Annotated in this window: 20 protein-coding genes; 14 read left to right on the top strand and 6 right to left on the bottom strand. The window is 69.5% G+C overall.

The window, feature by feature from the left end:
- Positions 1-30: 30 nt before the first annotated feature.
- The 3 genes from ACFYPG_RS04930 to ACFYPG_RS04920 all read right to left on the bottom strand — a co-directional run bounded on the left by ACFYPG_RS04930 (position 31) and on the right by ACFYPG_RS04920 (position 5,487).
- Positions 31-1,380: a ricin-type beta-trefoil lectin domain protein gene (locus tag ACFYPG_RS04930; RefSeq protein ID WP_387350328.1), complete on the bottom strand. Its 1,350-nt coding sequence runs from the start codon at positions 1,378-1,380 to the stop codon at positions 31-33.
- Positions 1,381-1,518: 138 nt separating this feature from the next.
- The gene (locus ACFYPG_RS04925; RefSeq protein WP_387350326.1) at positions 1,519-3,954 is read right to left on the bottom strand and encodes a non-reducing end alpha-L-arabinofuranosidase family hydrolase; all 2,436 of its coding nucleotides are present in this window, start codon (positions 3,952-3,954) and stop codon (positions 1,519-1,521) included.
- Between the two features lie 549 nt (positions 3,955-4,503).
- Positions 4,504-5,487: a GNAT family N-acetyltransferase gene (locus tag ACFYPG_RS04920; RefSeq protein WP_387350324.1), complete on the bottom strand. Its 984-nt coding sequence runs from the start codon at positions 5,485-5,487 to the stop codon at positions 4,504-4,506.
- Between the two features lie 357 nt (positions 5,488-5,844).
- Between ACFYPG_RS04920 and ACFYPG_RS04915 the strand changes: the two genes are divergently transcribed.
- From ACFYPG_RS04915 to ACFYPG_RS04865, 11 genes are all read left to right on the top strand, one after another.
- Complete coding sequence (locus tag ACFYPG_RS04915) at positions 5,845-6,726, top strand: hypothetical protein (RefSeq protein ID WP_387350322.1); 882 nt, start codon at positions 5,845-5,847, stop codon at positions 6,724-6,726.
- Positions 6,719-7,219, top strand: coding sequence for a SigE family RNA polymerase sigma factor (locus tag ACFYPG_RS04910; RefSeq protein ID WP_355006401.1), 501 nt, complete (start codon positions 6,719-6,721; stop codon positions 7,217-7,219). The genes ACFYPG_RS04915 and ACFYPG_RS04910 overlap by 8 nt, the downstream gene beginning before the upstream one ends.
- A gap of 306 nt (positions 7,220-7,525) precedes the next feature.
- On the top strand, positions 7,526-8,053 hold the full coding sequence (locus ACFYPG_RS04905; RefSeq protein ID WP_387350320.1) for a hypothetical protein: 528 nt from the start codon (positions 7,526-7,528) through the stop codon (positions 8,051-8,053).
- Positions 8,046-8,969, top strand: a complete 924-nt coding sequence (locus tag ACFYPG_RS04900; RefSeq protein WP_387350318.1) for a serine hydrolase — start codon at positions 8,046-8,048, stop codon at positions 8,967-8,969. The genes ACFYPG_RS04905 and ACFYPG_RS04900 overlap by 8 nt, the downstream gene beginning before the upstream one ends.
- A 162-nt stretch (positions 8,970-9,131) precedes the next feature.
- Positions 9,132-9,761, top strand: coding sequence for a fasciclin domain-containing protein (locus ACFYPG_RS04895; RefSeq protein WP_355006398.1), 630 nt, complete (start codon positions 9,132-9,134; stop codon positions 9,759-9,761).
- 59 nt (positions 9,762-9,820) lie between these two features.
- The gene (locus tag ACFYPG_RS04890; protein WP_355006397.1) at positions 9,821-11,344 is read left to right on the top strand and encodes a molybdopterin-dependent oxidoreductase; all 1,524 of its coding nucleotides are present in this window, start codon (positions 9,821-9,823) and stop codon (positions 11,342-11,344) included.
- Positions 11,345-11,485: 141 nt separating this feature from the next.
- Positions 11,486-12,274, top strand: coding sequence for a hypothetical protein (locus ACFYPG_RS04885; protein ID WP_387350315.1), 789 nt, complete (start codon positions 11,486-11,488; stop codon positions 12,272-12,274).
- 241 nt (positions 12,275-12,515) lie between these two features.
- The gene (locus ACFYPG_RS04880) at positions 12,516-12,977 is read left to right on the top strand and encodes a class F sortase (RefSeq protein ID WP_355006395.1); all 462 of its coding nucleotides are present in this window, start codon (positions 12,516-12,518) and stop codon (positions 12,975-12,977) included.
- 57 nt (positions 12,978-13,034) lie between these two features.
- Positions 13,035-13,652 carry a sigma-70 family RNA polymerase sigma factor gene (locus tag ACFYPG_RS04875; RefSeq protein ID WP_387350890.1) on the top strand — a complete coding sequence of 206 codons (618 nt, stop codon included), beginning with the start codon at positions 13,035-13,037 and terminating at the stop codon, positions 13,650-13,652.
- Positions 13,649-14,377, top strand: a complete 729-nt coding sequence (locus ACFYPG_RS04870) for an anti-sigma factor (RefSeq protein WP_355006393.1) — start codon at positions 13,649-13,651, stop codon at positions 14,375-14,377. Before ACFYPG_RS04875 ends, ACFYPG_RS04870 begins: the two co-directional genes overlap by 4 nt.
- Before the next feature lie 45 nt (positions 14,378-14,422).
- Positions 14,423-16,078, top strand: coding sequence for a serine/threonine-protein kinase (locus ACFYPG_RS04865; RefSeq protein ID WP_355006392.1), 1,656 nt, complete (start codon positions 14,423-14,425; stop codon positions 16,076-16,078).
- Between the two features lie 94 nt (positions 16,079-16,172).
- Here the strand turns inward: ACFYPG_RS04865 and ACFYPG_RS04860 are convergent, their stop codons facing one another.
- From ACFYPG_RS04860 to ACFYPG_RS04850, 3 genes are all read right to left on the bottom strand, one after another.
- A complete protein-coding gene (locus tag ACFYPG_RS04860) occupies positions 16,173-17,108 on the bottom strand; it encodes a DUF4394 domain-containing protein (RefSeq protein WP_355006391.1) in 936 nt (311 codons plus the stop codon).
- 275 nt (positions 17,109-17,383) lie between these two features.
- Positions 17,384-17,989, bottom strand: a complete 606-nt coding sequence (locus ACFYPG_RS04855; RefSeq protein WP_238680842.1) for a lytic polysaccharide monooxygenase — start codon at positions 17,987-17,989, stop codon at positions 17,384-17,386.
- Positions 17,990-18,257: 268 nt separating this feature from the next.
- Positions 18,258-18,836, bottom strand: coding sequence for a hypothetical protein (locus ACFYPG_RS04850; RefSeq protein WP_355006390.1), 579 nt, complete (start codon positions 18,834-18,836; stop codon positions 18,258-18,260).
- A gap of 465 nt (positions 18,837-19,301) precedes the next feature.
- Here ACFYPG_RS04850 and ACFYPG_RS04845 point away from each other — a divergent pair, with 465 nt between their 5' ends.
- The 3 genes from ACFYPG_RS04845 (at position 19,302) to ACFYPG_RS04835 (ending at position 22,703) form a co-directional block, all read left to right on the top strand.
- Positions 19,302-19,847, top strand: a complete 546-nt coding sequence (locus ACFYPG_RS04845; RefSeq protein WP_355006389.1) for a carboxymuconolactone decarboxylase family protein — start codon at positions 19,302-19,304, stop codon at positions 19,845-19,847.
- 133 nt (positions 19,848-19,980) lie between these two features.
- Positions 19,981-22,578, top strand: coding sequence for a class III lanthionine synthetase LanKC (lanKC, locus tag ACFYPG_RS04840; RefSeq protein WP_387350312.1), 2,598 nt, complete (start codon positions 19,981-19,983; stop codon positions 22,576-22,578).
- Positions 22,579-22,583: 5 nt separating this feature from the next.
- A complete protein-coding gene (locus ACFYPG_RS04835) occupies positions 22,584-22,703 on the top strand; it encodes a SapB/AmfS family lanthipeptide (protein ID WP_013734295.1) in 120 nt (39 codons plus the stop codon).
- Positions 22,704-22,714 lie beyond the last annotated feature (11 nt).

Here is a 22,714-nt window from a genome sequence, read left to right as displayed (position 1 = left end):
CGAACAGGTGATGCGCGGAGTCGGCCGTGATCAACGAGCGAGGGCGGCGAGCCTGAACTGCTGGTTGGTTTGTCCGTGGCAGTCGTAGAGCTGGATCTGGGCGCCGTTGGCGGTGCTCCAGGCGTCCAAGCATCGTCCGGACTGGACGTTGCTGATGGTGCCGTTGGAGTTGACGTTCCACTGCTGGTTGGTCTGACTGTGGCAGCTGTAGATCTGCACTGCCGCGCCGTTGCCGGTTCCGGCCGCGTCGAGGCACATGTTGCCGTACACCTGGAGTTGTTTGTTCGAGGTGTAGGTCCAGGCCTGGTTGGTCTGCTTGTTGCAGTTGTAGAGCTGGACCCGGGTGCCGTTGTTACGCGAGGCGTTGGGTACGTCGATACACCGGCCGGACTGCGTGCCGACGATCTCACTGGCGGAGCCGGGCGGAACGGTCGGCGGGTCGGTGGGGGTCGGCGGGTCGGTCGGGGTCGGCGGGTCGGTCGGGGTTGGCGTCGACGGCAGCAGCGGGCAGGTGCTGCGGTAGGTGACCACGCCGCTGGAGTCCAGCAGGGGGCAGAGGAACTGGCTGTACCGGGTGTCGTTGTCGAGGAACATCTTGACGAACGGCAGCATGGTCCGGACCATCACCGGGTTCGACCGCCCGACCATGAAGCCATGATCCGCGCCGGCGACCTCCACGTAGACGCTCTCCGTCGTGGCCGGGAGGCTGTTGTACAGGCCGGTGGCGTAGGACGGGGTGACCACTGTGTCCGCCTGACCGGCGAAGATCATGGTGGGGACCCGGTCGTTGGCCAGGTTCGACGACGGCGAGTACGGCGCGATGCCCACCACTGCCTTCAACGACGCGCGTCGCGTGGCTGCGCTCAGCGCGCCGCCGCCGCCCATCGAGTGACCGGCGACCGCCAACCGGTTGGGGTCGACCCGGTCGCGTACGGGGCTCTGCTGCGTGAGGTAGTCCAGTGCGGCGAGCAACTGGGTGCCTCGGGCCGTGTCGAAGTCGTTGCGGCTGTTGGTCTCGATGCCGATCACGACGAAGCCGTGGGACGCCAGCCACGGCCCCATCCAGGCCAGTTCGGCGGAGAACAACGCCGTGTAACCCGGCGAGATCGCGATGGCCCCGAAGGTTCCCTGGCTGGTGTCGGTCGGGTAGTAGATCCGGCCGCCATTGAAGCCGTACCCGGTCGGGACGCTGACTGAGGTGTTGGCAAAGGGGCCGTTCACGGCGGTGACGCTGGTCCGGGTGGGGTCCGGGCCCCGCTGGTACGGGTTGTCGGCGGCCGACGCCGACCCGGTCGCCAGGGTGATGGTGAGCAACCCGACTGCGGCGGCGATCCCGGCCGCGGCGAGCGTGAACAGTCGGCCCCTCAAGCCGGTCGACACTCGGTCGGCCTTGGTGTTCCCCGTGGGCGGGGAGTGGTCTGCAGGTTCTCGCACTGTCGTACCTCCTGGTGGTGGGAGAGCGAGAGGCGGGCGGGCTCGTCGTGTGCCGAGCCCGCCCGCCCCGGTGATGTCCGATCGTCAGCGTTGCAGGGTCAGCAGACCCGGCCGGTACGGCAGCAGGCCGTAGTCGCCGCCGGAACTGGGGGAACGACCCTGGTAGAGCAGTTGCAGGTTGCAGGCGTCGACCGTCATGGTCTGGTCGGCGTTGGTGCGCAGCAGCTCACCGTGGCTGATGTCGTTGGTCCAGGTGGCGCCGCTGTTGGCCTTGCCGGCGAACGGGTTGCTCTCGCTGGTGGCCTGAGGGGTCCACGACCCACCCAGGCTGCTGGCCGTGAACGACCGGAAGTAGCGCCCGTTCGAGCCGATGGCCTCGACGATCATGAGGTACTTGTTCAGGCCCTGGAGCTTGTAGACCTGCACCGCCTCGAACAGATTGTTCGTCGAGTCGGTCATGATCGTCGTGTAGTTGGAGCCGAAGCTTCCGGGGAAGTTCCCGATCGGCATGCTGGCCCGGTAGATCCGCCCGTTGTCGCCGGCGAAGAACAGGTACATGTTCTGGTCGTCACCGATGATGGCCTGGTCGATCGGGCCGGTGTTGGAGTTGGAGATGCTGCCGGTGAACAGCGTCTGCGCCGACGACCACCCGTTCGGGTTGGTCGGGTCGCTGGAGGTCCGGTACGAGAACGCCGTGCCACCCCACTGGTAGGTGAGCACCCAGATGTTGCGCGGCGCGAAGTAGAACAGCGACGGCGCGACGGTCGCCGAGTTCATCGCGTTCTGGCTGGCCGAGCCCATCTGGGAGTAGTTGCTGAAGAGGCCGAAGTTCATCGATCCCCACGTGGTCCCGGTGTCGTGGGTGGTGGCGTAGACGAGTTGCTGGCCGTTGTAGGGGGCGACGGTGAAGTCCTTCAGCGACACCCACCCGGACCTCGGCTGCGCCAGCACGCCGGTCGACGACCAGCGGTACGACGAGGGAAGGTCACACGTGGTGGTCGGCGGCGGCGTGGTCGGCGTGGGCGTGGGCGTCTGGGTGCCGCCGCCGAGGGAGGCCAGCCTGAACTGCTGGTTGGTTTGTCCGTGGCAGTCGTAGAGCTGGATCTGGGCGCCGTTGGCGGTGCTCCAGGCGTCCAGGCATCGCCCGGACTGCACGCCGCTGATGGTGCCGTTGGAGTTGACGTTCCACTGCTGGTTGGTCTGGCTGTGGCAGCTGTAGATCTGCACTGCCGCGCCGTTGCCGGGTCCGGCCGCGTCGAGGCACATGTTGCCGTACACCTGGAGTTGTTTGTTCGAGGTGTAGGTCCAGGCCTGGTTGGTCTGCTTGTTGCAGTCGTAGAGCTGGACGCGGGTGCCGTTGGTGGTCGCCGCGTTCGGCACGTCGACGCACCGGCCGGACTGGGTGCCGACGATCTCGCTGGCCGAGCCCGGTGGGACGGTGGGGGTGGGGCCCGGCGTGGTGGGCGTGGGGGTGGTGCCGGGGCCGGCGCTGTTCAGGGCCTCCAGCGTGGAGGTGTAGGCGGCCTTCTTGTTGCCGCTGCAGTCGAAGAGCAGCGGAGTGCCACCGGAGCGCCACGAGTCACAGTCGCGCACCCCCCACACGGTGAGCCCGTTGCAGCGGGCCACGGCAAGGCAGTCGTTGACCACACTGCGGTAGGTGTTGGCCTGCGTCGTGCCGGACCCCTCAATGTCCAACTCGGTGATCTGCACGTCCACCCCGAGGGCGGCGAAGCTGGACAGCGTGGTGCGGTAGTTGCTGTTGTACGGCGAGTTGGCGTTGAAGTGCGACTGGAAGCCGACGCAGTCGATCGGCACCCCACGCGACTTGAAGTCGCGCACCATGTTGTACACGGCCTGCGTTTTGGCCCAGGTCCAGTTGTCGGTGTTGTAGTCGTTGTAGCAGAGCTTCGCGTCCGGGTCCGCCGCGTCGGCGGCGCGGAACGCCGCCTCGATCCAGTCGTTGCCGGTGCGCTGGAGGTTCGAGTTACGACGGGCGCCGCTGTTGCCGTCCTCGAACGCCTCGTTCACGACGTCCCACGAGTAGATCTTGCCGCGGTAGTAGGTGGCCACCCGGGTGACGTGGTTCAGCATCGCGTTGCGCAGCGTGGTGCCCTCCATGCTCTGCATCCAGCCCGGCTGCTGCGAGTACCAGGCAAGGGTGTGGCCGCGGACCTTCCATCCCCGGGAGAGGGCGTGGTTCACGATCCGGTCCGCGTTGCCGAAGGTGAAGTTGTTCTGCTGCGGCTCGGTCGCGTCGATCTTCATTTCGTTTTCGGGGGTGATGGCATTGAACTCGCGGTTCAGGATCGTCGTGTAGGCGCTGTCGTTGAGTTTGTTGGCGGCGACGGCGGCACCGAAGTACCGGCCGGACTGGGCTGCGGCGGCACCGAGGGTTGTCTCGGCGGCCTGGGCCAGATTGGGCATCAGCGAGACGACCAGGGCCAGAATTATCGCGGCTGTTCCGGAAAGAGTGAGTGTTCGTAGTCGGGTGCGCCCGATGGGACGGGTCCGGGAAACCATGCTGATCCTCCAGTGGTGGGGTAGGGGATTTCTGTCGCTGTTTCAGCGGGAGGCCCCGCTGGAACAGCGGCGGACGCGATGGTGAGTTCGCCCGAGCGGGGGGCGGGACTCAGGTCGGGCGTCCGCCCGGCCGCGAGTCGGTTCGGGCTACCTGGCCAGCGGATAAAGGAGTGGTGACAGGTAGGCCCGGTCGCCCGTGGGGGAGTGGTTGCGGCGTTGGGCTCTTTCGGTGGTGGACGTGGTCTCCTGGCAGGTGGGTGGGCCCGACGGTCGCGTGGAGCGCCTCCAGTGCTAACTGATCTTGTTAACGTTCACACTTGTCGATGGCTCTCAGGCTGGCAGAAAATTCCAGAGTTTTCAACCGGTAGTTTCGGACCTGTTACGGATCCGGGCGGAAGGGGTGGAGTCCGCGTGCACAGCGGCTGGTCGACCCGCGTTACGCGTGGACCAGACCGGAATCGACAAGCTGGACGGCCGCATCGGCGGGCTCCACGCGCTGTGGCGGGTCGGGGAACCTGCCCCGTACCCGACGCAGAGCGGGAGTCTGGCTTACGGCTGCTCGTCGGCCTCGGGGTTGAGCTGGCGCATCAGCACCGCGAACCCTTGCCCCGACTCCACGAAACCGAGTTTCCGGTAGAGCGCCAGAGCGCTGTGATTGCTGTCGGTGACCTTGAGTCGTAGTTGTCGGACGCCGGCCGAGGGCGCGCGGTGCAGCACCCGCGAGATCATCGCTGTGGCCAGACCACTACGGCGCCACTGTGCTCGGGTGCCCAGGCAGTGCAGGATCGCCGTCGGCGTGTCCGTGCTGCCGTCGGCGAGTGCGAAGAGGAAGGCGGCCACCGGGTTGTCGCCTCGGTCGGCCTCGGCGAGCACCAGGCAGGAGAGGTCGGGCAGGAACCGCGGATGCCCGGTCGCGTGCTGGGGCCAGGTGCGCTGGTCTGGTCGGACCGCTGCGGGGCTGTCGGCGTAGGCCTCATTGTGGGCCAGCCGGGCGAGTTCGTCGTAGCGCTCGTCGACAGGCGTGAGCATCAGACCCTGCGGCAGCGCGGGAGCCAGCGGCTCGTCAGGCACCGCCAGGACGAGGTCCCGTTCGTGCCGGACCAGCGCGAAGCCGCCACGGATCAGCAGCTCGCGGCCGGCCGGGTCGTTCTCGGCAGACCGGATTCCGAGAACGGCCTGTGCCGACCCCCGGTCGTCCCGCACCTGCTTCGCCTGGTCGATGAGCCAGTGGTGTAGCTCTGTGCGGACGTCGTCCGCGACGTCGGGATGAAACACGTTGGTCAGGCGAATGCGGAGCACGTCGTCCGCTGTTCCCATGTCGGCGACCTCGCCGTACGCGGCGACGCTGCCGGTGTCGTCGCGGCCGACCCGGGTGCGTCCGGCGCTGTCCGGCCCGAGAGTGTCCAGTCGGTTCCGGACGTCCTCAGCGCGCTGCTCCATGCCGACCGGGGCGACCGCCTCGGCGCGCTGGAAGAGTGCTGCCAGCTCAGCTGCCTCGACTGGTGTGGCGCGACTCCAACTCGCGATCCTCATCGATGGTCATCCTATGGACCTGGCTCGATGGAGGTCAATCGCGGGCCGGATCGCCGAAGAGCGTCGGCCTAACCTCCTAGGATGCTCTACGGATTGTGCCTCGACCCACAGTGTCGCCAGCGCGGCAGTTGGCCCGGGTCGCCAGCAGCCTCAGCTGCTCGAACCGCCCGCAGCAACGCTTCTGGCGAGCGGAGCGTGACGCTGCGGAGGTGGCCGCATACGGCCTGGAACGCTGCGCTCCGCCGACGCGGGTGGGTGAAAATTCCCGTCGAAATCCGGTAACCAAAGCGGCTTGCCAACCCGTCAGGTCAATGACGGATCGCCACTGCGGGCGGTCGGCCGAGGAGGAACGAAGACATGGGCGACGTGCGTGGGCGTTTCAGGGACGACCTGGCCCGACACCCCGCCCCGCCATTGGGTGACCTGGTCCAGCAGGCGGTGGTGCAGGGCCGCCGACTGCGCCGCCAGCGTCGCCTGGCGCAGTTCGGCGCCGGCGGATCGGCGTTGGCGATGCTGCTCGTGATCGGCCTGGCTGCCGGGCCGCTCCGGGTCGGTGCGGATGACACCGGTCAGACTGGCGGGCTGAACGTCGGTTCGCCGGGTGGGTCGGTCGACACCGCCACGCCGTCCCCGGCTGGGTCCTCCGATGGCGCCCCGGGCGGGTTGAAGTCGGGCACCGGCGAGGAGCGGCCTGGGGACCCCCGTCCGCCGATTCCCCCGACCAGGGTGATCGACACCCTGAGGATGGGGGCGGGGCCGGACGGTGAACTGCTGACCACCACACCGGAGGGCGCCCTGGAACTGCTGATCCAGCTGCTGCCCCCGGGGAAGACCAGCGGTTACACGAATCTTGAGAGCAGCGAGGCGGGCCGCGGCATGCCGTTCGTCCAGCTCTACCTGGACCGCGGCGACGGACCGGGCATGCTGCGGCTCTCCATCCACCGGGACAACCTTGGTGGCAACCGGGTCCCGGGGACGGTGGAGCTGACCGAAATACCCGGCAACTGCGTACAGAACCAGATGGTCACCGTGCACCACCGCGGCGGCCTCCAGGTCAATTTGATGATCTCCACCTGTCTGGTCTGGGACCCCAAGGGAACCGTTCCGGCACCGGCCGTCCTCTCCGTGAAGGAGGCGACCGAGATCGCCGCCAGCCCGACCTGGGGGACGCAACTGCCGGCCGAGTACGTCATCAACGGTGCCAAGAGGTTCCCCAAGTTGGCCCGGTCGAATGGCTGACGAAGACTTCGTGGAGTTCGCGCAGGCGGCCGCCGGCCGGCTGCGCGACGCCGCCTTCCTGATGTGCCGCGACTGGCATCTCGCCCAGGACCTCACCCAGACGACGCTGGCCAAGGTGTACGCCAACTGGAGGCGGGTCCGCCGGGCCGACGATCCCCACGCGTACGCCCGCAAGATACTGCTGCGCTGCATGCTCGACCAGCGGCGACGTCGTTCCAGCCGTGAGTTGGCGATGTCGGCGCCGCCGGAGCGGGGCGAGGAACATCCGGCTGAGCTGCGCATGACGTTGCTGGACGCGGTCGCCACCCTGCCGTTGCGGGACCGGGCGATCATCGTCCTGCGTTACTGGGACGACCTGAGCGTGGAGGCGACCGCCGAGGTTGTGGGCGTCTCCATCGCCGTCGTCAAGAGCCAGAGCATGCGCTCCCTCAACCGGCTGCGCGAGCTGCTCGGCGAGACACGTTCCGAGCTGTTCGCCGAGGAACGCCATTGACGGGTCCCGTCTGTGGGCGGGGTGTGGCGGATCCCAATGGGGTCGGACGGTCGGCCGGCGAACCGCCGCGTCGGTGCTGCGGCGGCGACGAAGGTGCCGCCACGCGTCGTCGGCCGAAGCGCCACGTGTGTTGGCAGGTATCTGCGTTTGGGGAGGTTTTCGGTGTCCGCATCGAGCAGCAGGACGAGCCGAGGCCGGATTCGCGGCAGAGGCCGAGGTTCAATCGCGGTCTTGTCGGCGTTGTTGGTGTTGGCTTCGGGGTGCCATCGGGGGGAGGCCGGTGTCGGCTCCGACGAGCTGCACACGGTGAACGCGGACCGGGGCGACCCGGGGCTGCTGCTGGGGGCGGGCGATCTGGGAGCGGACTGGCACGAGGACGACGCGCGAACCGGTCTGGCGGCCTGGCCGTGGGAGCAGGACAGCTGCCCCAACTACCGGAGCAGCGACTACCTGGCCAAGTCGCATCGGCGGGCTGCCGTGGAGCGCTACTACCGGCTGTCTGACGGCTCGTCGCGGGCCCACCACGTCGTGGAGACCTACGAACCTGGATGGGCCGAGCGGAACGTCGACGACGTCCGTCGGGTCCTCCTGCGGTGTGCGAGCTACCCGGTCCTCGGATCGCAGGTCTCGTTCGACGTCGTGGATCCGCATTATCTGGAGGGCGCCGGGATGCTCATTCGAGGTCGTATCGCGCGTGCGGACACCCCGAGCACCGTCACGTACTTCGTGATGGTGAGACGAGGCGAGACGGTCTCGACGGTCCGTCTGCCCGATCCGGGCAGCCAGGCCGTGGTGGACTCGATCGCGGCGAGGGTGGTGGCCCGCCTTGGCTGAGCGGATAGGGCGGCAGCTGTCGCGACGCTGGGTCCTCTCCGCGGCCACCGTGTCGCTGGCCGGCGTTGCGACGGCCGCCTTCGGTGCCACGCGCGGCCGCGACGGCGACGGAGCCGGACCATCGCACGGTTCCTCCCCGGCCAGCCCGATCCCCACGACGCCGGCCATCGACTGGATCGGCGAGGCGAGAACGCGCATCAAGGCCTACGTGGAGCGGTACGACGGCCACCTGGCGGTCGCGGCACTGGATCGGCAGGGAACGGCCTCGGTGACGGTCGGCGCCAAACGGTTCGAGACCGCCAGCATCGTCAAGGTCAACATCCTCGCGGCTCTCCTGCTGCGCCAGAACCCGCCGGGCAAGGCCCTGAGTTCTGGCACCCGGCGGTTGGCCGAGGCCATGATCGTGTCCAGTGACAACGACGCGGCGGCGGCCCTGTGGCAGCGGATCGAGGGCTCGCGCGGCCTCAACGCCGCGAACCGCGAGCTCGGCCTGCGTGAGACGAAGCCCAACTCGCACTGGGGACTCACCACGACCACGGTCGCCGACCAGCTTCGTCTGCTGACCGCGCTGACGTCGCCGACGGGACCGCTGACCCCGCAGGACCGTACCTTCATCATGGGTCTCATGAAGAAGGTGATCCCCGAGCAACGGTGGGGAGTCACCGCCGCGCGGGAGCCGGACGGTCGTTCCGAGTACGTCAAGAACGGCTGGGACACCGCTGATGTCGACGGGGGCCGTTGGCTGGTCAACAGCATCGGGCGGATCGTCGAGGCCGATCATGACTGGCTGATCGCCGTGCTCTCCGACCATCACGTGAGCCAGAAGGAGGGCATCCGCGTCGTCGAGAAGGCCGCCACGTACGTGCTCAAGGAGCTGCGCGCCGCCACTGCCCACGACGGGCTGTCACCGGGGTAGGCCCGGGTCCGCTCCGGCCGACAGTGGGTCGGTCGACCTGCCGGGTAGGCGCCTGTCATCGCCGGCAGCACACAATTCCCGATCTTGTACCCATCCGTCTGCGGGTCGGCCTCGAATGCCTCATGACAGCAGCAATCGAGTACAAGCATCTGAGGAGTTCGTATGAAGCGGCGCCTGTTTGCCACGGTCGGCGTGATCGCCGTGCTGGCCCTGTCCGCCTGCGGCGGAACCGACGGCGAGGACACCGCCAGCGGCACGCCGAGTACGTCGGCCAGCGCGCCGATGGCCTCGGCTTCGCCGTCGACGATGATGTCGGGTCAGTTCGGCTCAGGGTGCGCGGCCGTGCCGACCGATTCGTCCAACCCGGGCAGTTTCGAGGCGATGGCGAAGGTGCCGGTGGCCACCGCCGCGTCCGGTAACCCACTGTTGTCGACGCTGGTCACGGCCGTGAAGCAGGCCAACCTGGTGGACTCGCTCAACGGCGCGCAGGGCGTGACGGTGTTCGCGCCGACCAACGACGCTTTCGCCAAGATCCCGAAGGCCGACCTGGACAAGGTCCTGGCCGACGACGCCATGCTGAAGAAGATCCTCACCTACCACGTGGTGCCGACCCAGTTGTCCCCGGACACCCTGGCCGGCACCCACAAGACGATGCAGGGCGACGACGTCACGGTGACCGGTAGTGGCACGTCGTTCACCGTCAACGGCACCTCGATGGTGGTCTGCGGGAACGTCTCGACGGCCAACGCCACCGTGTACATCGTTGACAGCGTCCTGATGCCCAAGAGCTGAGGGTGTCCATCCCCGTCGAGCCCCGGCCGGCAAACCGCCGGCCGGGGCCGTCCCGAATCATGACAGCCACCCGCGGCCTCGTCGTCGGCGTGCTGAGCGCCGGGGTCGCCCTCGGCGTGGCCCACCTCGTCGCGGCGCTGGTCGATCCGGCCGCCGACCCGGTGCTGACAGTCGGTAGTGCCGCTGTGGATCTGGCACCGCAACCGGTCAAGGCATTCGCCATCCGCACCTTCGGCACCAACGACAAGGTCGCCCTCCTCGCCGGGGTCTACACAGTGTTGGCGCTGAGCGCGGTCCTGCTCGGCGCGGCGACGTTACGACGACGCCGTCACGGTCTGGCGGGCCTTGCCGCGTTCGCTGCCGTCGGTGTCGCCGCCGCCCTGTCCCGCCCGACGGCGACACTCGTGGACGTCCTGCCGGTACTGGCGGGGGCCGGAATCGGGATGGCCGCGATGCTGGTGGTGGCACACGCCGCTCGGACGCTCCCGGTTCCTGGCTCGGGTCGGCCGCGGCTGCTCAACCGCCGCCAGTTTCTGGCCACGGCGGCGGGAGCAGCGCTCACCGCCGGCGCCACGGCGACCATCGGCCAGACTGTCGGTCGCGGCAGAGCCGCAGGTGCCCGTTCCCGCGCGGCCGTTCGCATACCGCCGCCCACGCAACCCGCGCCGCCGCTGCCCGGGGGCGTCTCCGCTGGCGTGGACGGCGTCTCGGCGTTCCTCACCCCCAACCGGGACTTCTACCGGGTCGACACCGCCCTCACCGTCCCGCAGGTCGACGTGGAAACCTGGCGGCTGACCCTGAGTGGAGCGGTCGATCGGCCCCGTACCTGGACATTCGACGAGCTCCTCGCCCGCGGCGTGGTGGAGCGCGACATCACCCTCAACTGCGTCTCCAACGAGGTCGGCGGCCCCTACATCGGCACCGCCCGTTGGACGGGGATCCCCCTGGCGCCGCTGCTACGCGAGGCCGGCATCCACGCCGGGCAGGATCAGCTCGTCAGCCGTTCCGTGGAGGGCATGACCATCGGCACCCCGCTTCAGGCGATCCTCGACGGTCGCGACGCGCTGTTGGCCGTGGCCATGAACGGCGAACCCCTGCCCCTGGAGCACGGCTTTCCCGTCCGCATGCTCGTCCCCGGCCTCTACGGCTATGTCGGGGCCTGCAAGTGGCTCACCTCCATGCAGGTGACCACGTTCGACGCGTTCGATCCCTACTGGGTACAGCGCGGGTGGGCCGCCGAGGCGCCCGTGAAGACCGCATCCCGCATCGACACCCCGAAACCCTTCGCCCAACGGCGCGCCGGTCCCGTCATGATCGCCGGTGTCGCCTGGGCGCAACGTCGCGGGATCACGGCCGTCGAGGTGCAGATCGACGACGGGCCGTGGCGGCAGGCCCGCCTCGCCGACGGCCCCTCAGCGGACCTGTGGCGGCAGTGGACCTACCGCTGGGACGCCAGCCCTGGCAGCCACACCCTGCGCGTGCGAGCCACCGATGCCACCGGCGCGACCCAGACCGATCAACGGGCCGCGCCCTTCCCGGATGGCGCGACCGGCTGGCACAGCACGACAGTGACCATCACCTGAAACTGGTGCGTCCGACGGTTCGTCGTCGGGGGCCGGGAAAAGAATCCGGGCCGGGACCAATCCGGTGGACCGGAGGCGACGAATCCCTCACGACAGCACCTGAGCATCGACGCCGTACCCAGGCGGAGACGGAGATTTGTTGTGAGATTGTCCCGAGCCCTGCTCACCGTGCCCGCAGCCGCCCTGGTCCTCGCGTTTCCGGGGGTCGCGTACGCCGACGAGAGCGTGCAGGTCCAGCTGCAGGATCTCAACGAGACCGGTGCCACCGGAACCGCGACGTTGACCGCCACGAGCGGCGGTGACCTGAAGGTCATGATCCGGTCGAAGGGCATGACGCCGAACTCGCCACACGCCCAGCACGTGCACGGCGCGGCGAACGGCATGGACTTCCACTGCCCGGACAAGTCCGCCGACGCCAACGGCAACGGCTTCGTCAGCACCGAGGAGGGCCTCAAGATGTACGGGGACATCTTCATCTCGTTGACCACCACCGGGGACACGACCAAGGCCAGCGGCCTGGCGGTGGATCGGATGCCGACGGCCGACGCGAAGGGCAACCTCAGTTACGAGCGCACCATCCCCGCCGGGGACCTGCCCCAGGGCACTATCGCGCACCTGAAGGACCTGCACCTCGTGCAGCACGGCATCGACGCCAACAAGAACGGCAAGTACGACATGGAAGCGCTCGGCGAGTCGACGTTCGCCAAGTCCGTCGGCGTCAACGGCATCCCCGCCGAGGCCACCGACCCCGCCACCTGCGGCATGGTCAGCGGCGCGGCCGCCGGCTCCGTACCCGCGGGGGGTGTCGCCACCGGAGATGGCAGCACCTCCGGCGGATCGCCGATGATGATCTACGCCGTGGGTGGTCTCGCGTTGCTCGGCGCCGCCGGTGCGGTCGTCGCGCGTCGCCGGCTCGCCGGCGAGCGCTGAGCCGACGGCGATCATGATGGGCACCGGTGGCGAACCAGCGCCGGCCGGCCGTCGCCGGGGGCGTCACGCGCTCCTGGCGGCGGCCGGCATCCTCACCGTGACGGCGGTCCTGACGATCGGTGTTGCAGTCGCCAAGCGGGGCGGCGACCCACCCGGACCCGACACGTCCGCTGCGGCACCAGCCGCCAATGCGTCTCCTGTCCCGGCGAGCGGGCCGGGCGAGTTGACCTCGGGACCGCTGATGGCCGATTCACCGCCGACGCGGGTGTCGATCCCGTCGCTGAAGGCCACCGCCGCCATCGTCGCGCTCGGTCTGCAGTCGGACGGCGCGATGCAGGTTCCGGACAGCGCCACCGACGTGGGCTGGTTCACCAAGGCGCCGACGCCCGGCGCTCTCGGCCCGGCCGTGCTGGCCGGGCACGTCAACTGGAAGGGCCGCCGCGGGACGTTCTTCGACCTGGGCAAGCTACCTGTCGGCGCCGGGATCACCGTCGATCGTCAGGATGGCAGCACCGCGATGTTCACCGTCACCAGGGTCGAGCAGCATCCCAAGGACCGCTTCCCCACCGCCGAGGTGTACGGGGCGACCGACCATGCCGCGTTACGCCTGATCACCTGCGGCGGCGAGTTCGACGACACCACCCAGCACTACCGCGACAATGTCATCGTCTACGCGCGCCTCGCCCACGCTCGTCCCGCCTAGACACGAGTGCGGCGGCACACCGAGCCGTCGACAGCACAGGGAGAGGACATGCCGAGAATGAGCGGCGACCCGGAACAGGGGCGGCGGTTGCGAGCGGTGCCGCCGGACACCGCGACCCCACCGAACGCCGACGAGTTGCTGACGCGGGTCGCGCGGGGCGACGAGGCGGCGTTCGCCATGCTGTACGACGCCGTGGCGGGCAGGGTCCTCGGGCTGGCCCGGCGGGTCGTCCGCGATCCGGCGCAGGCGGAGGAGGTGACTCAGGAGGTGATGGTCGAGGTGTGGCGCACCGCCGGCCGCTTCGACGCCGGCCGGGGTTCCGCCTCGGCGTGGATCCTGACCATGGCGCACCGCCGCGCGGTGGACCGGGTGCGCTCCGAACAGGCCCACACCGACCGTGCTCTTCGGGTCGCCGCTACCGAGACACACGTCCCCTACGACGAGGTGGTCGAGGATGTCAGCGCCCGGTTGGAGCGGGAGCAGGTCCGCCGGTGCCTGGGCCGGTTGACGCCGGTGCAGCGGGAGTCGGTGACCCTGGCCTTCTACGGCGGTCACACCTACCGAGAGGTCGCCGAGAAGTTGCAGACGCCGCTGCCGACGGTGAAGACGCGGATGCGCGACGGACTCATCCGGATGCGCGACTGCCTGGGCATCGAGATGGAGGGACGGGCATGAGCGCCGATGTTCACACCCTCGCTGGTGCGTACGTCCTGGACGCGGTCGACGACGTTGAGCGGGCTGCGTTCGAGCGGCACCTGGCCGAGTGCGAGCCGTGCCGCGTCGAGGTGGCCGAGTTGCGGGAGACCGTTGCGCGCCTCGCCGACGACGCCGTCATCGAGGCGACCCCGCCGGGTCTGCGGGAGCGGACCCTCGCTCAGGCGGCCCGGACCCCGCAACTGCGCGTCAGCTCCGCGGGTGCCAGCGGCGGACGGCAGGCTGGCAGGTGGCGACAGCTCACGGTGGCCGCCGCCGCAGCCGTCCTCGTCGCCGGTGGCGCGAGCGCGGTCACCTGGACCGTCAGCAACGATCGGATCAGCGAGGAGCAGGCCAGCAGCGACCAGGCCCGGCAGATCGCCGCCGTCCTGGACGCCCCGGACGCCCGGGTGTTCGAGCGGTCGCTGCCGCCCGGTGGTGCCGCCACAGTGGTGGTCTCCCGTGACCGTGACCGCGGTGTGGTGCTGCTGCGCGACCTGCCCGCGCCCGGTGCCGGGCGGATCTATGAGCTCTGGCTCATCCGGGGGAGTGAGCCCCGCAAGGTGGGACAGCTCGCCGAGGGGGACAGGGCGGCTACCACTGTCATCGGCCCGGTCGCCGAGGCGGGCACGTTCGGGGTGTCCAACGAGCCCGTCGGTGGTTCCGTCGCCCCCACTCAGATCCTGGGTACGGTGGCGCTGAGCTGAGGTCACCTGACCCATCCGGACGGCGGACCGCTCCGAATCACCCGCATGGATGACGAGCTGCTCGCCGGCCGGTACCGCAGGCTTCTGCTGATTGGGGACACCACGTCCTCGGGACGCGTCTGGCTGGCACGCGACGAGGTGCTTGATCGGCACGTCGCGCTCAAGCAGATCACCCTCCCGGGTTGGGTGAGCGACGCGGAGCGGTCGCGGCTGCGGGACAGAACGCTCGGGGAGGTACGCGGCCTGGCCGGTCTGGATCATCCCGGCGTGGTCGCGATGTGGGACGTGCTGAGCACCGACGGGTATCTGTGGCTCGTCATGGAGCACGTGCCCTCCCGGTCCCTGTCCGAGGTGGTTGTCAGCGACGGTCCGCTGGCGCCGGCCGAGGTGGCGCGGGTCGGCCTGCACCTGATCGCGGCACTGGGTGCCGCCCACGCGAGGGGAGTGACGCATCGGGAGGTCCGGCCGCAGAACGTGCTGTTCGCCGACGACGGGCGGGTCATGCTCGGTGGATTCGGTCTGTCGATCTTCGACTCCCGGGATCCCGCGACCGTCACCGCGGGGAGCCTGTCGACGGTCCAGTACACCGCACCGGAACGTGCCCGCGACGGTAGGGCCACCCCCGCGACCGACCTGTGGGCCCTCGGCGCGACGCTCTACCTGGCTGCGGAGGGCCGTCCGCCGTGGAGCCGGCCATCGACCCTGGCCATGCTTGCCGCCCTGGCCACCGAGGCGCCGGACCGGATGACCGTCCTGCCGCTCGAACCTGCGATCACCGGTCTCCTGCTGCGCAACCCCCGCCAACGCCTCTCCGCGCGGGAGGCCCGCGACCAGCTGGAGCAGGTGGCCGCGGCGACGCCCGCGCCGGTGGCGCGGGCGGGCCGTTGGCCACGTGTGCGCGCCAGGTCACGCCGGCGACCCGGGGCCGTCACGCCGACGGTGCCGCCCGTCGCGGACGCGATCACCACAATGGTCATTCCGGTCTTGACACCCACCTCCCGCGATCGGACGACCGGCTGGGCGTTCGCCGGTGCCGTGGTGGGCCTGCTGGCGGTCGCGGCCGTCGTCGTCACGGCAACCGGTGCCGTGATCGGCGGCTGGCGTGGCCAGGACAGCCTTTCGGCGGCCGAACCAGGCGGTGCGGCCGCCGGCGTGGTGGAATCGACCGCGCCGGCACCGCCGGCCCACCCCTGCCTGGGGGACGCCGACTCCAGCGAGGCCGAGCCTCTGCGAGCGCCTGGCGCACCGCTGCCGTACGCCCTGCCGGACGGGTGGGCGTGGCACCAGGACCCCGCCGGATTTCTGCTGGCGGTGCCCGAGGGATGGAGCCGGCACACCGAGGGTCCACTGGTGTGCTTCCGCGATCCCGCCGAGGTGCGGGCCATCGCCGTCGACCCCGCCGCGACAGCTTCCTCCGTACCGTCGAAGCGGTGGGAGGCCGCCGAGCGCGACGCGGTGACCACCGGGGCGCTGGCCGGCTACCAGAGGATCAGTATTGGGCCGGTCATCCGCCCGGGCGGCGCGGCGGAGTGGGAGTACACCTGCGACCAGGCCGGCGGCACGCGGCTGCACGTCCGCCGGCTGCTGATCAACGAGAGCAGGGCCCGCGCTTACAGCCTGTCCTGGATCACTCAGGACAGCCAGTGGAACGAGACCGAGCCGCTCCAACGCCTGGCACTGGCAAGCATCCGCCTCGACTGACGCGGCGGTTGCCGGTCGCACGGGTCGACGAGGCGGTGCGAACCTGAGGGTGGACGAGTGTGGGTGGGGTGCGGCCCGGCACCCCACCCGATGGTCACTGCCGCAGGAGCAGGGCGAGGTCGAGGACCACGTGCCCGTTGAACACGCCTGTCGTCTGAGCCGCGCCGGTGAGGAGGTCGACCCGGTACAGCCGGGAGCCGCCGATGCCGTTGAGGACGGCGTAGGCGTTGTTGGCCACGGCGCGGTCTCCACTGAGCGGGCTGTGGATGTCGAAGCCTGCGTGGAGGTTCGCGTTCACCCCCAGTGCGCCGGTGGCGGCCAGTTGCCCCGAGTTGGCGGGGGATTGCAGGACAACCTGGTCGAGGGTGGTGTCGATGTCGAACAGGGTGGTGGCGGTGGCGGGGTTCAGGTCGTTGTTGGTGTACGCCGCACCGGTGACACCGACGGCGGCGGTGCTGGGCGGGTAGGTGAGAGGGCCGTCGACAAGGGTTGTGCCGCCGGGGTTGATGTTGTGGCGCAGGTTCTGCCCGGTGTCGCTGATGATCCGGAGTCGGTCGGCGGCGGGGTTGAAATCGACGCCGAACGACGTGCCGCTCAGCGCGACGGTCAATTGGCTGATCTTCGTGGCCGCCGCGGTGCGCGTGTTCAGCGCGTAGATGCCGCCGTTGTTGCCGACGCCGTAGAGGCTTCCGTCCTGGACGCGAAAGTCGATGCCGACGAGCGCTTCGCTGCCGGGCAGGTCGACCGGGCCGATGGTGCAGGCCAGGGCGGGGCGGTTGGCGGCGAACTTGATCAGGTGCTGACCGTCGGTGAGACCGATGGCGACGAGCCCGTTTTGGCCTCCGGCGTTCAGCAGGTCCCACAGCAGGGTGCAGGTCCCAGTGCCCAACGAGGGCAGGCCGCGAGCCGGGATGCTCGCTGCTGTGCGGTGGTCTGGTGGGGCGGCGGTGACTGGCGTCGCGGTGATCCCGATGCTGACGACGATCATTGTGACGGCTGCGAGCAGCTCCCGGCGATGCGTACGGTGCATGAGGGGCACTTCCTTGATCAGATGCACCGTCGGACTCCTCGGCGGAATCCGACGCCGTTTCCGGCGACGGTGCAGGGATAAATTCCCTGCTCAGAGCCTATGTAGAGGCGATCCGCAGCATCTGTCGGGATTCAGCCTTTCCTTCAACTTTCGCACCTTCTGCACGGTGCAGTCGACGTGCGGCGACCAACCACACCCGACACGGCCGGAAAGCAATCCGGCTCAGGGCGCTGGCGCCCTGAGCCGGATCAACTCTGTTGCTTCGGCCGTCCCGATCAGGTGACGTTGATGTCGCTGCACCACATGTAGGTCTGGTCCAGGTGCGATGCCCGCCAGAGCACGAACAGGATGTGGTTCCCGCTGCGTGACGGGAGCGAGACGTTGAACGAGATGTTCTGCGCCGGCGCGTAGCGCCCGGTCGTCGTGATCAGGTCGAGGTTGCCCCATCCGAGCTTCTGGGTGGACGGGTTGAACCCCTGCTTGGTGACGTAGACCTGGAAGTAGTCAGCGCCGTGGCTGGCCTGGTCGTACAGCTGGACCGTGAGGTTGCGGCTGACGGTGGTCGTCTTCCACGCCCCCGGCTGGTTCACGCTGTCGTTCCTGGACAGGGCGTTGCTGCACAGCTGGCCGTCCGGGGTGCGAGCCTGGTACTGGCCGCCGAGGCCGTCGCGCAACTGGCTCATCCAGTTCCACATGGTGTCGGGGTTGGCCTGGAACGCCCGCCAACACATGGGGTCCTGCTGCTGCATGGCGGGGTTCATGTGCTGGTTGCCCCACGCCTTCCAGCACTGGTAGGCGCGGCTCATCGGGTTGATGATCGTGCCGTGGGCCTGGGCTGCCCCGGTGAAGGGCAGCATGCCGGCCACGATGGCGAACACCATGACGAATGCTCGCAGGGACCGACGGACTGGTGACCGGGATCGTCCGCCGGATCGATCGGACTTGAGTGAACGCACTGTTCATCCTCCGCTCTTCGGGACTGCAACTCTGTATGGGAACGCTCCCAAACCAACTGTTGCATCTATCGACTTAGATATCAATGCTTATCTATCTATGGTCGGATGTGGATCGAGCTGACCGGGGTGTCCGCAGCCGCCCGGTTCGGATCCGGGTGCGGGATACGTCCACGCCACCGGCCGCCTAGCGTGGTCAGAGGCCGGCTGCGGCGTCGTACCGACGCCGAAGGTCGGCCATCTCCGACTCGGTCAGCGCTTCCCTGGTCGCCGGTTCGGCGTACTTGGGCGGGAACATCTGCCGCAGTCGGTCGATGAACATGACGTCGGCGGTCGCCTCGACCACCTGGATGCCCGGAGGCGTGGTGGACACGTCCATGATCACCGGGCCGGCCAGTTTGACCGCCACGTCCCAGGGGCGCTGCTTCTCGGCGACCCCGCAGAGGTGGAAGCCGTAGACGGTCTGCACGTCGGCGAGCGCGGTGGCCCCGGTCGGCTCGTAACCGTAGACGCGGACCCCGCAGATCACTGCCGCCTTCTCCGCGGTGGCCGCCTGCTGGGCCCCGTGGCCGGCGTGGTTGTGCTGCCCCGGGTCCGCCTTCTCAAGCGTGGTGCGCATCCGGGCGATGATCTGCGACTGCAGATCCGCCGGCTTCGCCTCCGGGTCGGCCCGGTTGACCAGTACGACAGCGCCGGCCGACACCACCAGCAGGATCACCGCTACCCACACGAAGCGGTTTCGGTACCAACCCGCGAAGTTCTCTCGGGAAATCATTGTTGCTTCTCACCTCGTCGCCGGTTCTGGTGCTGGCAGGCCGAATCGGACGCCCCCGGCGGGTCAGGCGTCGAGCGCGTCAGCCGTGGGGACACGTGCCAGGGGTTACCTACGGCGGGCGAGAATGGTTGCCCGGCAAAGCGCCCGTCGTCGTAGAGGTGGCCCGGCGATTCGCCAGGCAAGCGTCCGCCGAGGCGGCGCGCTGCCGGCGCTGCGATGCTCCCGTGCTGGCCGTTCCCAGCGCGGTTGCCCCCGCGCTGCGGCGATATGAGCCATTCCAACACGTCTGGATCGGCTTCGCAACATCGACGAGCGTCAGCGGGGGTTCGGCCGGCCACCCGCACCCCTCCTCGCGCGGGTGCTCATCGCCGCACCGCCGCCGGGTTCCCGGAACGGAACCGCAGCGGGCGCAATCGGGGTTAGATATGGTCGGTTTGACCCGATTCGCTACTTACAAGGGGAAACATGAGCCGCTTGCCGTACGTGAACCCCGCCGACGCCCCGGCGCCGGTCCGCGAGACGCTGCAGGCCGCGCTTCCTCTGGGCTTCTTCCGCGTCATGGCCCACGCCGAGACGGCGTTTCCAGACTGGATGCGCTGGGGCGGCACGCTGCTCAACGACCTGGCCCTCGACCCACTGCTCCGCGAAATCGCGATCCTGCGAGTCGCTCAGTTGAGCAACGTGACATACGAGTGGGTTCAGCACGAGCCCATCGCCCGCTCCGTCGGCGCCACGGACGAGATGATCCACGCGCTCGGGCGCGACGAGATCGGGGACGACTGTTTCACGTCAGAGCAACGGATCGTCCTGCGCTTCACGACCGACGTCGTCCGTGACGTCCGCCCGCCCGACGACACCACCACCGCGCTGACCGGGCTGCTCTCCCCGCGCGAGGTGGTCGAGCTCCTGATGGTGATCGGGCAGTACATGATGATCGCCCGGGTCGCCGCGGTGACGGACCTCGACGTCGACAAGCCGATGGGCGCCGCCGTCTACGGCGGGCGGACCTGACTAATGTCATGAGTGCCTGTGCGCACCGCATCGAACGTCGTGACTAAGCGCACTGGAGCCCACCACGTCCCGTCGATGAGACTCGATTCGACGCCGGAACAACAGCCGGCCGAGTTCGAGAGGCGGCGAGACGGTGGACGAACGCTACGACAGCTACTGCGCCGCGGATCGGTTGTTCTACGACTCGCTCGGCAGCGCCGTCGCGCAGCCCGTCTTCCCGGCCGCCGAACGACCGGTTCCGACCGGCTGGCGCCGTGAGCCACTCGACGACTGGCTGATCTACGCGCCGGACGGCGGCTCGCTGCCGCAGCAGGGCTGGAAGATTCATGTGTCGGCGGGTCTGACGAACGCCGAGCGGGTGCTGGACGCGGTCTGGAACTACTGCGTCCCCCGCGGCCTGTCCTTCAAGTTCCTGCGCGGGCCGCGCACGCTGCTGCTGCGCAACTCCAAGTACGCGGCCCGGGCCGCCAGCGGCAAGTTCGTCACTGTCTATCCGCGCGACGACGCGGAGCTGGAGCTGACCTGCAAAGAGCTCGACGAGCTGCTGACCGGCGAGACCGGACCGTACATCCTCAGTGACCTCCGCTACGGCGCCGGCCCGGTCCACGTGCGCTACGGCGGCTTCGCCGCCCGCTACTGCCACTCACCCGACGGCCAGGTGGTGCCGGCGATCGAGGACGACTCCGGCACGCTGGTGCCGGACCGCCGCGAGCCCGTCTTCCACGTACCCGCCTGGGTCACGCTGCCCGACTTCCTCGGCCCGCACCTGGCCGCCCGCAACGACACCAGCACCAACGAGGTGCCGTACCGGATCGAACGGGTGATCCACTTCTCGAACGGCGGCGGGCTGTACGTGGGCAGGGACCTGCGCACCGACACCGAGGTGGTGCTCAAGGAGGCCCGGCCGCATGCCGGCCTGGACGCCGACGGCACCGATGCCGTCGCCCGGCTGGCCCGTGAGGCGCAGGCCCTGCGGAAACTCGCCGACCTGCCGCAGGTACCTCGGGTGCACGACGAGTTCGTCCTCGGCGAGCACCGGTTCCTCGCGCTCGAGTTCATCGAGGGCCGACCGCTGAACAAGGTGCTGGTCGACCGGTACCCGCTGATCGACGCCGACGCGACCGACGGAGACCGGGCGGAGTACGCCCGGTGGGCCCGCCAGACCTACGAGCAGGTCGAATCCGTGGTTGCGGCGATCCACGAACGCGGTCTGGTCTACGGGGACCTGCACCTGTTCAACATCATGATCCGGCCGGACGACCGGGTCGCCCTGGTCGACTTCGAGGTGGCCGCCCCGATCGCCGGGCACCGCCGACCCGGGCTGCGCAACCAGGGCTTCGCGGCCCCGAGGGACCGCAGCGGACCCGCGGTCGACCGGTACGCCCTGGCGTGCCTGCGGTTGGCGCTCTTCCTGCCACTGACCCAGCTCGTCCGGCTCGCCCCGGCGAAGGTGACCCACCTGGCCGACATCATCGCCGCGAACTTCCCGGTGCCGAGGTCCTTCCTCGACCCGGCGGTCGAGGAGATCACCGGTGAGCCGCTTGTCACCGCGGACCCGCGAGGGGATCTCGGCGCCGACGACTGGCGCACGTCGCGGGACCGGTTGACGACCGCGATCCTGGCCAGCGCCACCCCCGAGCGCGACGACCGGCTCTTCCCCGGTGACATCGAGCAGTTCCGCAGCGGCGGCCTCAACCTCGCCCACGGGGCGGCAGGAGTGCTGCACGCGCTCGACAAGAGCGGCGCCGGACGGTGGCCCGAGCACGAAGAGTGGCTGGTGCGGCGGGCGACATCGCCCCCGTCCGGCACCCGCTGCGGCTTCTACGACGGGCTGCATGGCGTCGCCTACGCCCTCGCTCACCTCGGACGCCGGCAGGACGCGCTGGACGTTGTCGACATCTGCCTGCGGGAACCCGTCGACGGGCTCGACCACAGCCTGGCCAGCGGACTGTCCGGGATCGCGCTCAACCTGGCCGAGATGGCCGCGCGTACCGGGGAGGTGTCGCTGCACGACGCCGCGTGGCGGGCCGCCGAGCGTGTGATCGGGCAGCTGGCCGACGACCCGGGCCCGGACGTCAGCGGCGGACGAAACCCGTACGCGGGGCTGCTGCGCGGCCGGACCGGACCGGCGCTGATGCTGTTGCGGTTCTACGAGCTCAGCGGCGACGACGAGTTGCTGGGGCACGCCGCCACGGCGCTGCGTCAGGATCTGCGCCGGTGTGTGCTGCGCCCGGACGGTGCCCTGGAGGTCAATGAGGGCTGGCGCACCATGCCCTACCTGGCGCACGGCAGTGTCGGGATCGGGCTGGTCCTCGACCAGTACCTGCGCCACCGGGCCGACGAGCAGTTCGCCGAGGCGAGCGCGGGAGTCCGCCGCGCGGCGCGCTCACCGTTCTACGCGCAGTCCGGCCTCTTCGCCGGCCGGGCCGGCATCATCGCCTACCTCGCCGCCTCGACCGACGCCGCCGACCGCCGCGAACTTCACGCGCAGGTGGACCGGCTGGCCTGGCACGCGCTGCCGTACCGGGAGGGGACCGCCTTCCCCGGTGAGCAGTTGCTGCGCCTCTCCATGGACTTCGGCACCGGCACCGCCGGCGTGCTGTACGCGCTGGCCAGCGCGCGGCACGACCAGCCGCCGGCGCTGCCCTTTCTCGCGCCCCTGCCGGGCGCGGACAGACTCCCTCGCGACAGCGGGGGCGACCCGATCGGCGAACGGATGGAAGGGAGGTGAACGACATGGCGCTTCTGGACCTCCAGGGCCTGGAGATGGCTCCGGCCGACCGTACCGGTGGTGGTAGCCGGGCGAGCCTGCTGCTCTGCGGCGACAGCTCGCTCTCCGTCACGACCTGCAACTGATCCACGCACAC

It is taken from the genome of Micromonospora sp. NPDC005553, from assembly GCF_042871765.1.
Classification (GTDB): domain Bacteria; phylum Actinomycetota; class Actinomycetes; order Mycobacteriales; family Micromonosporaceae; genus Micromonospora.
The sequence above is the reverse complement of the archived record's forward strand: the minus strand, read 5'-3'. Positions and strand labels throughout refer to the sequence as shown.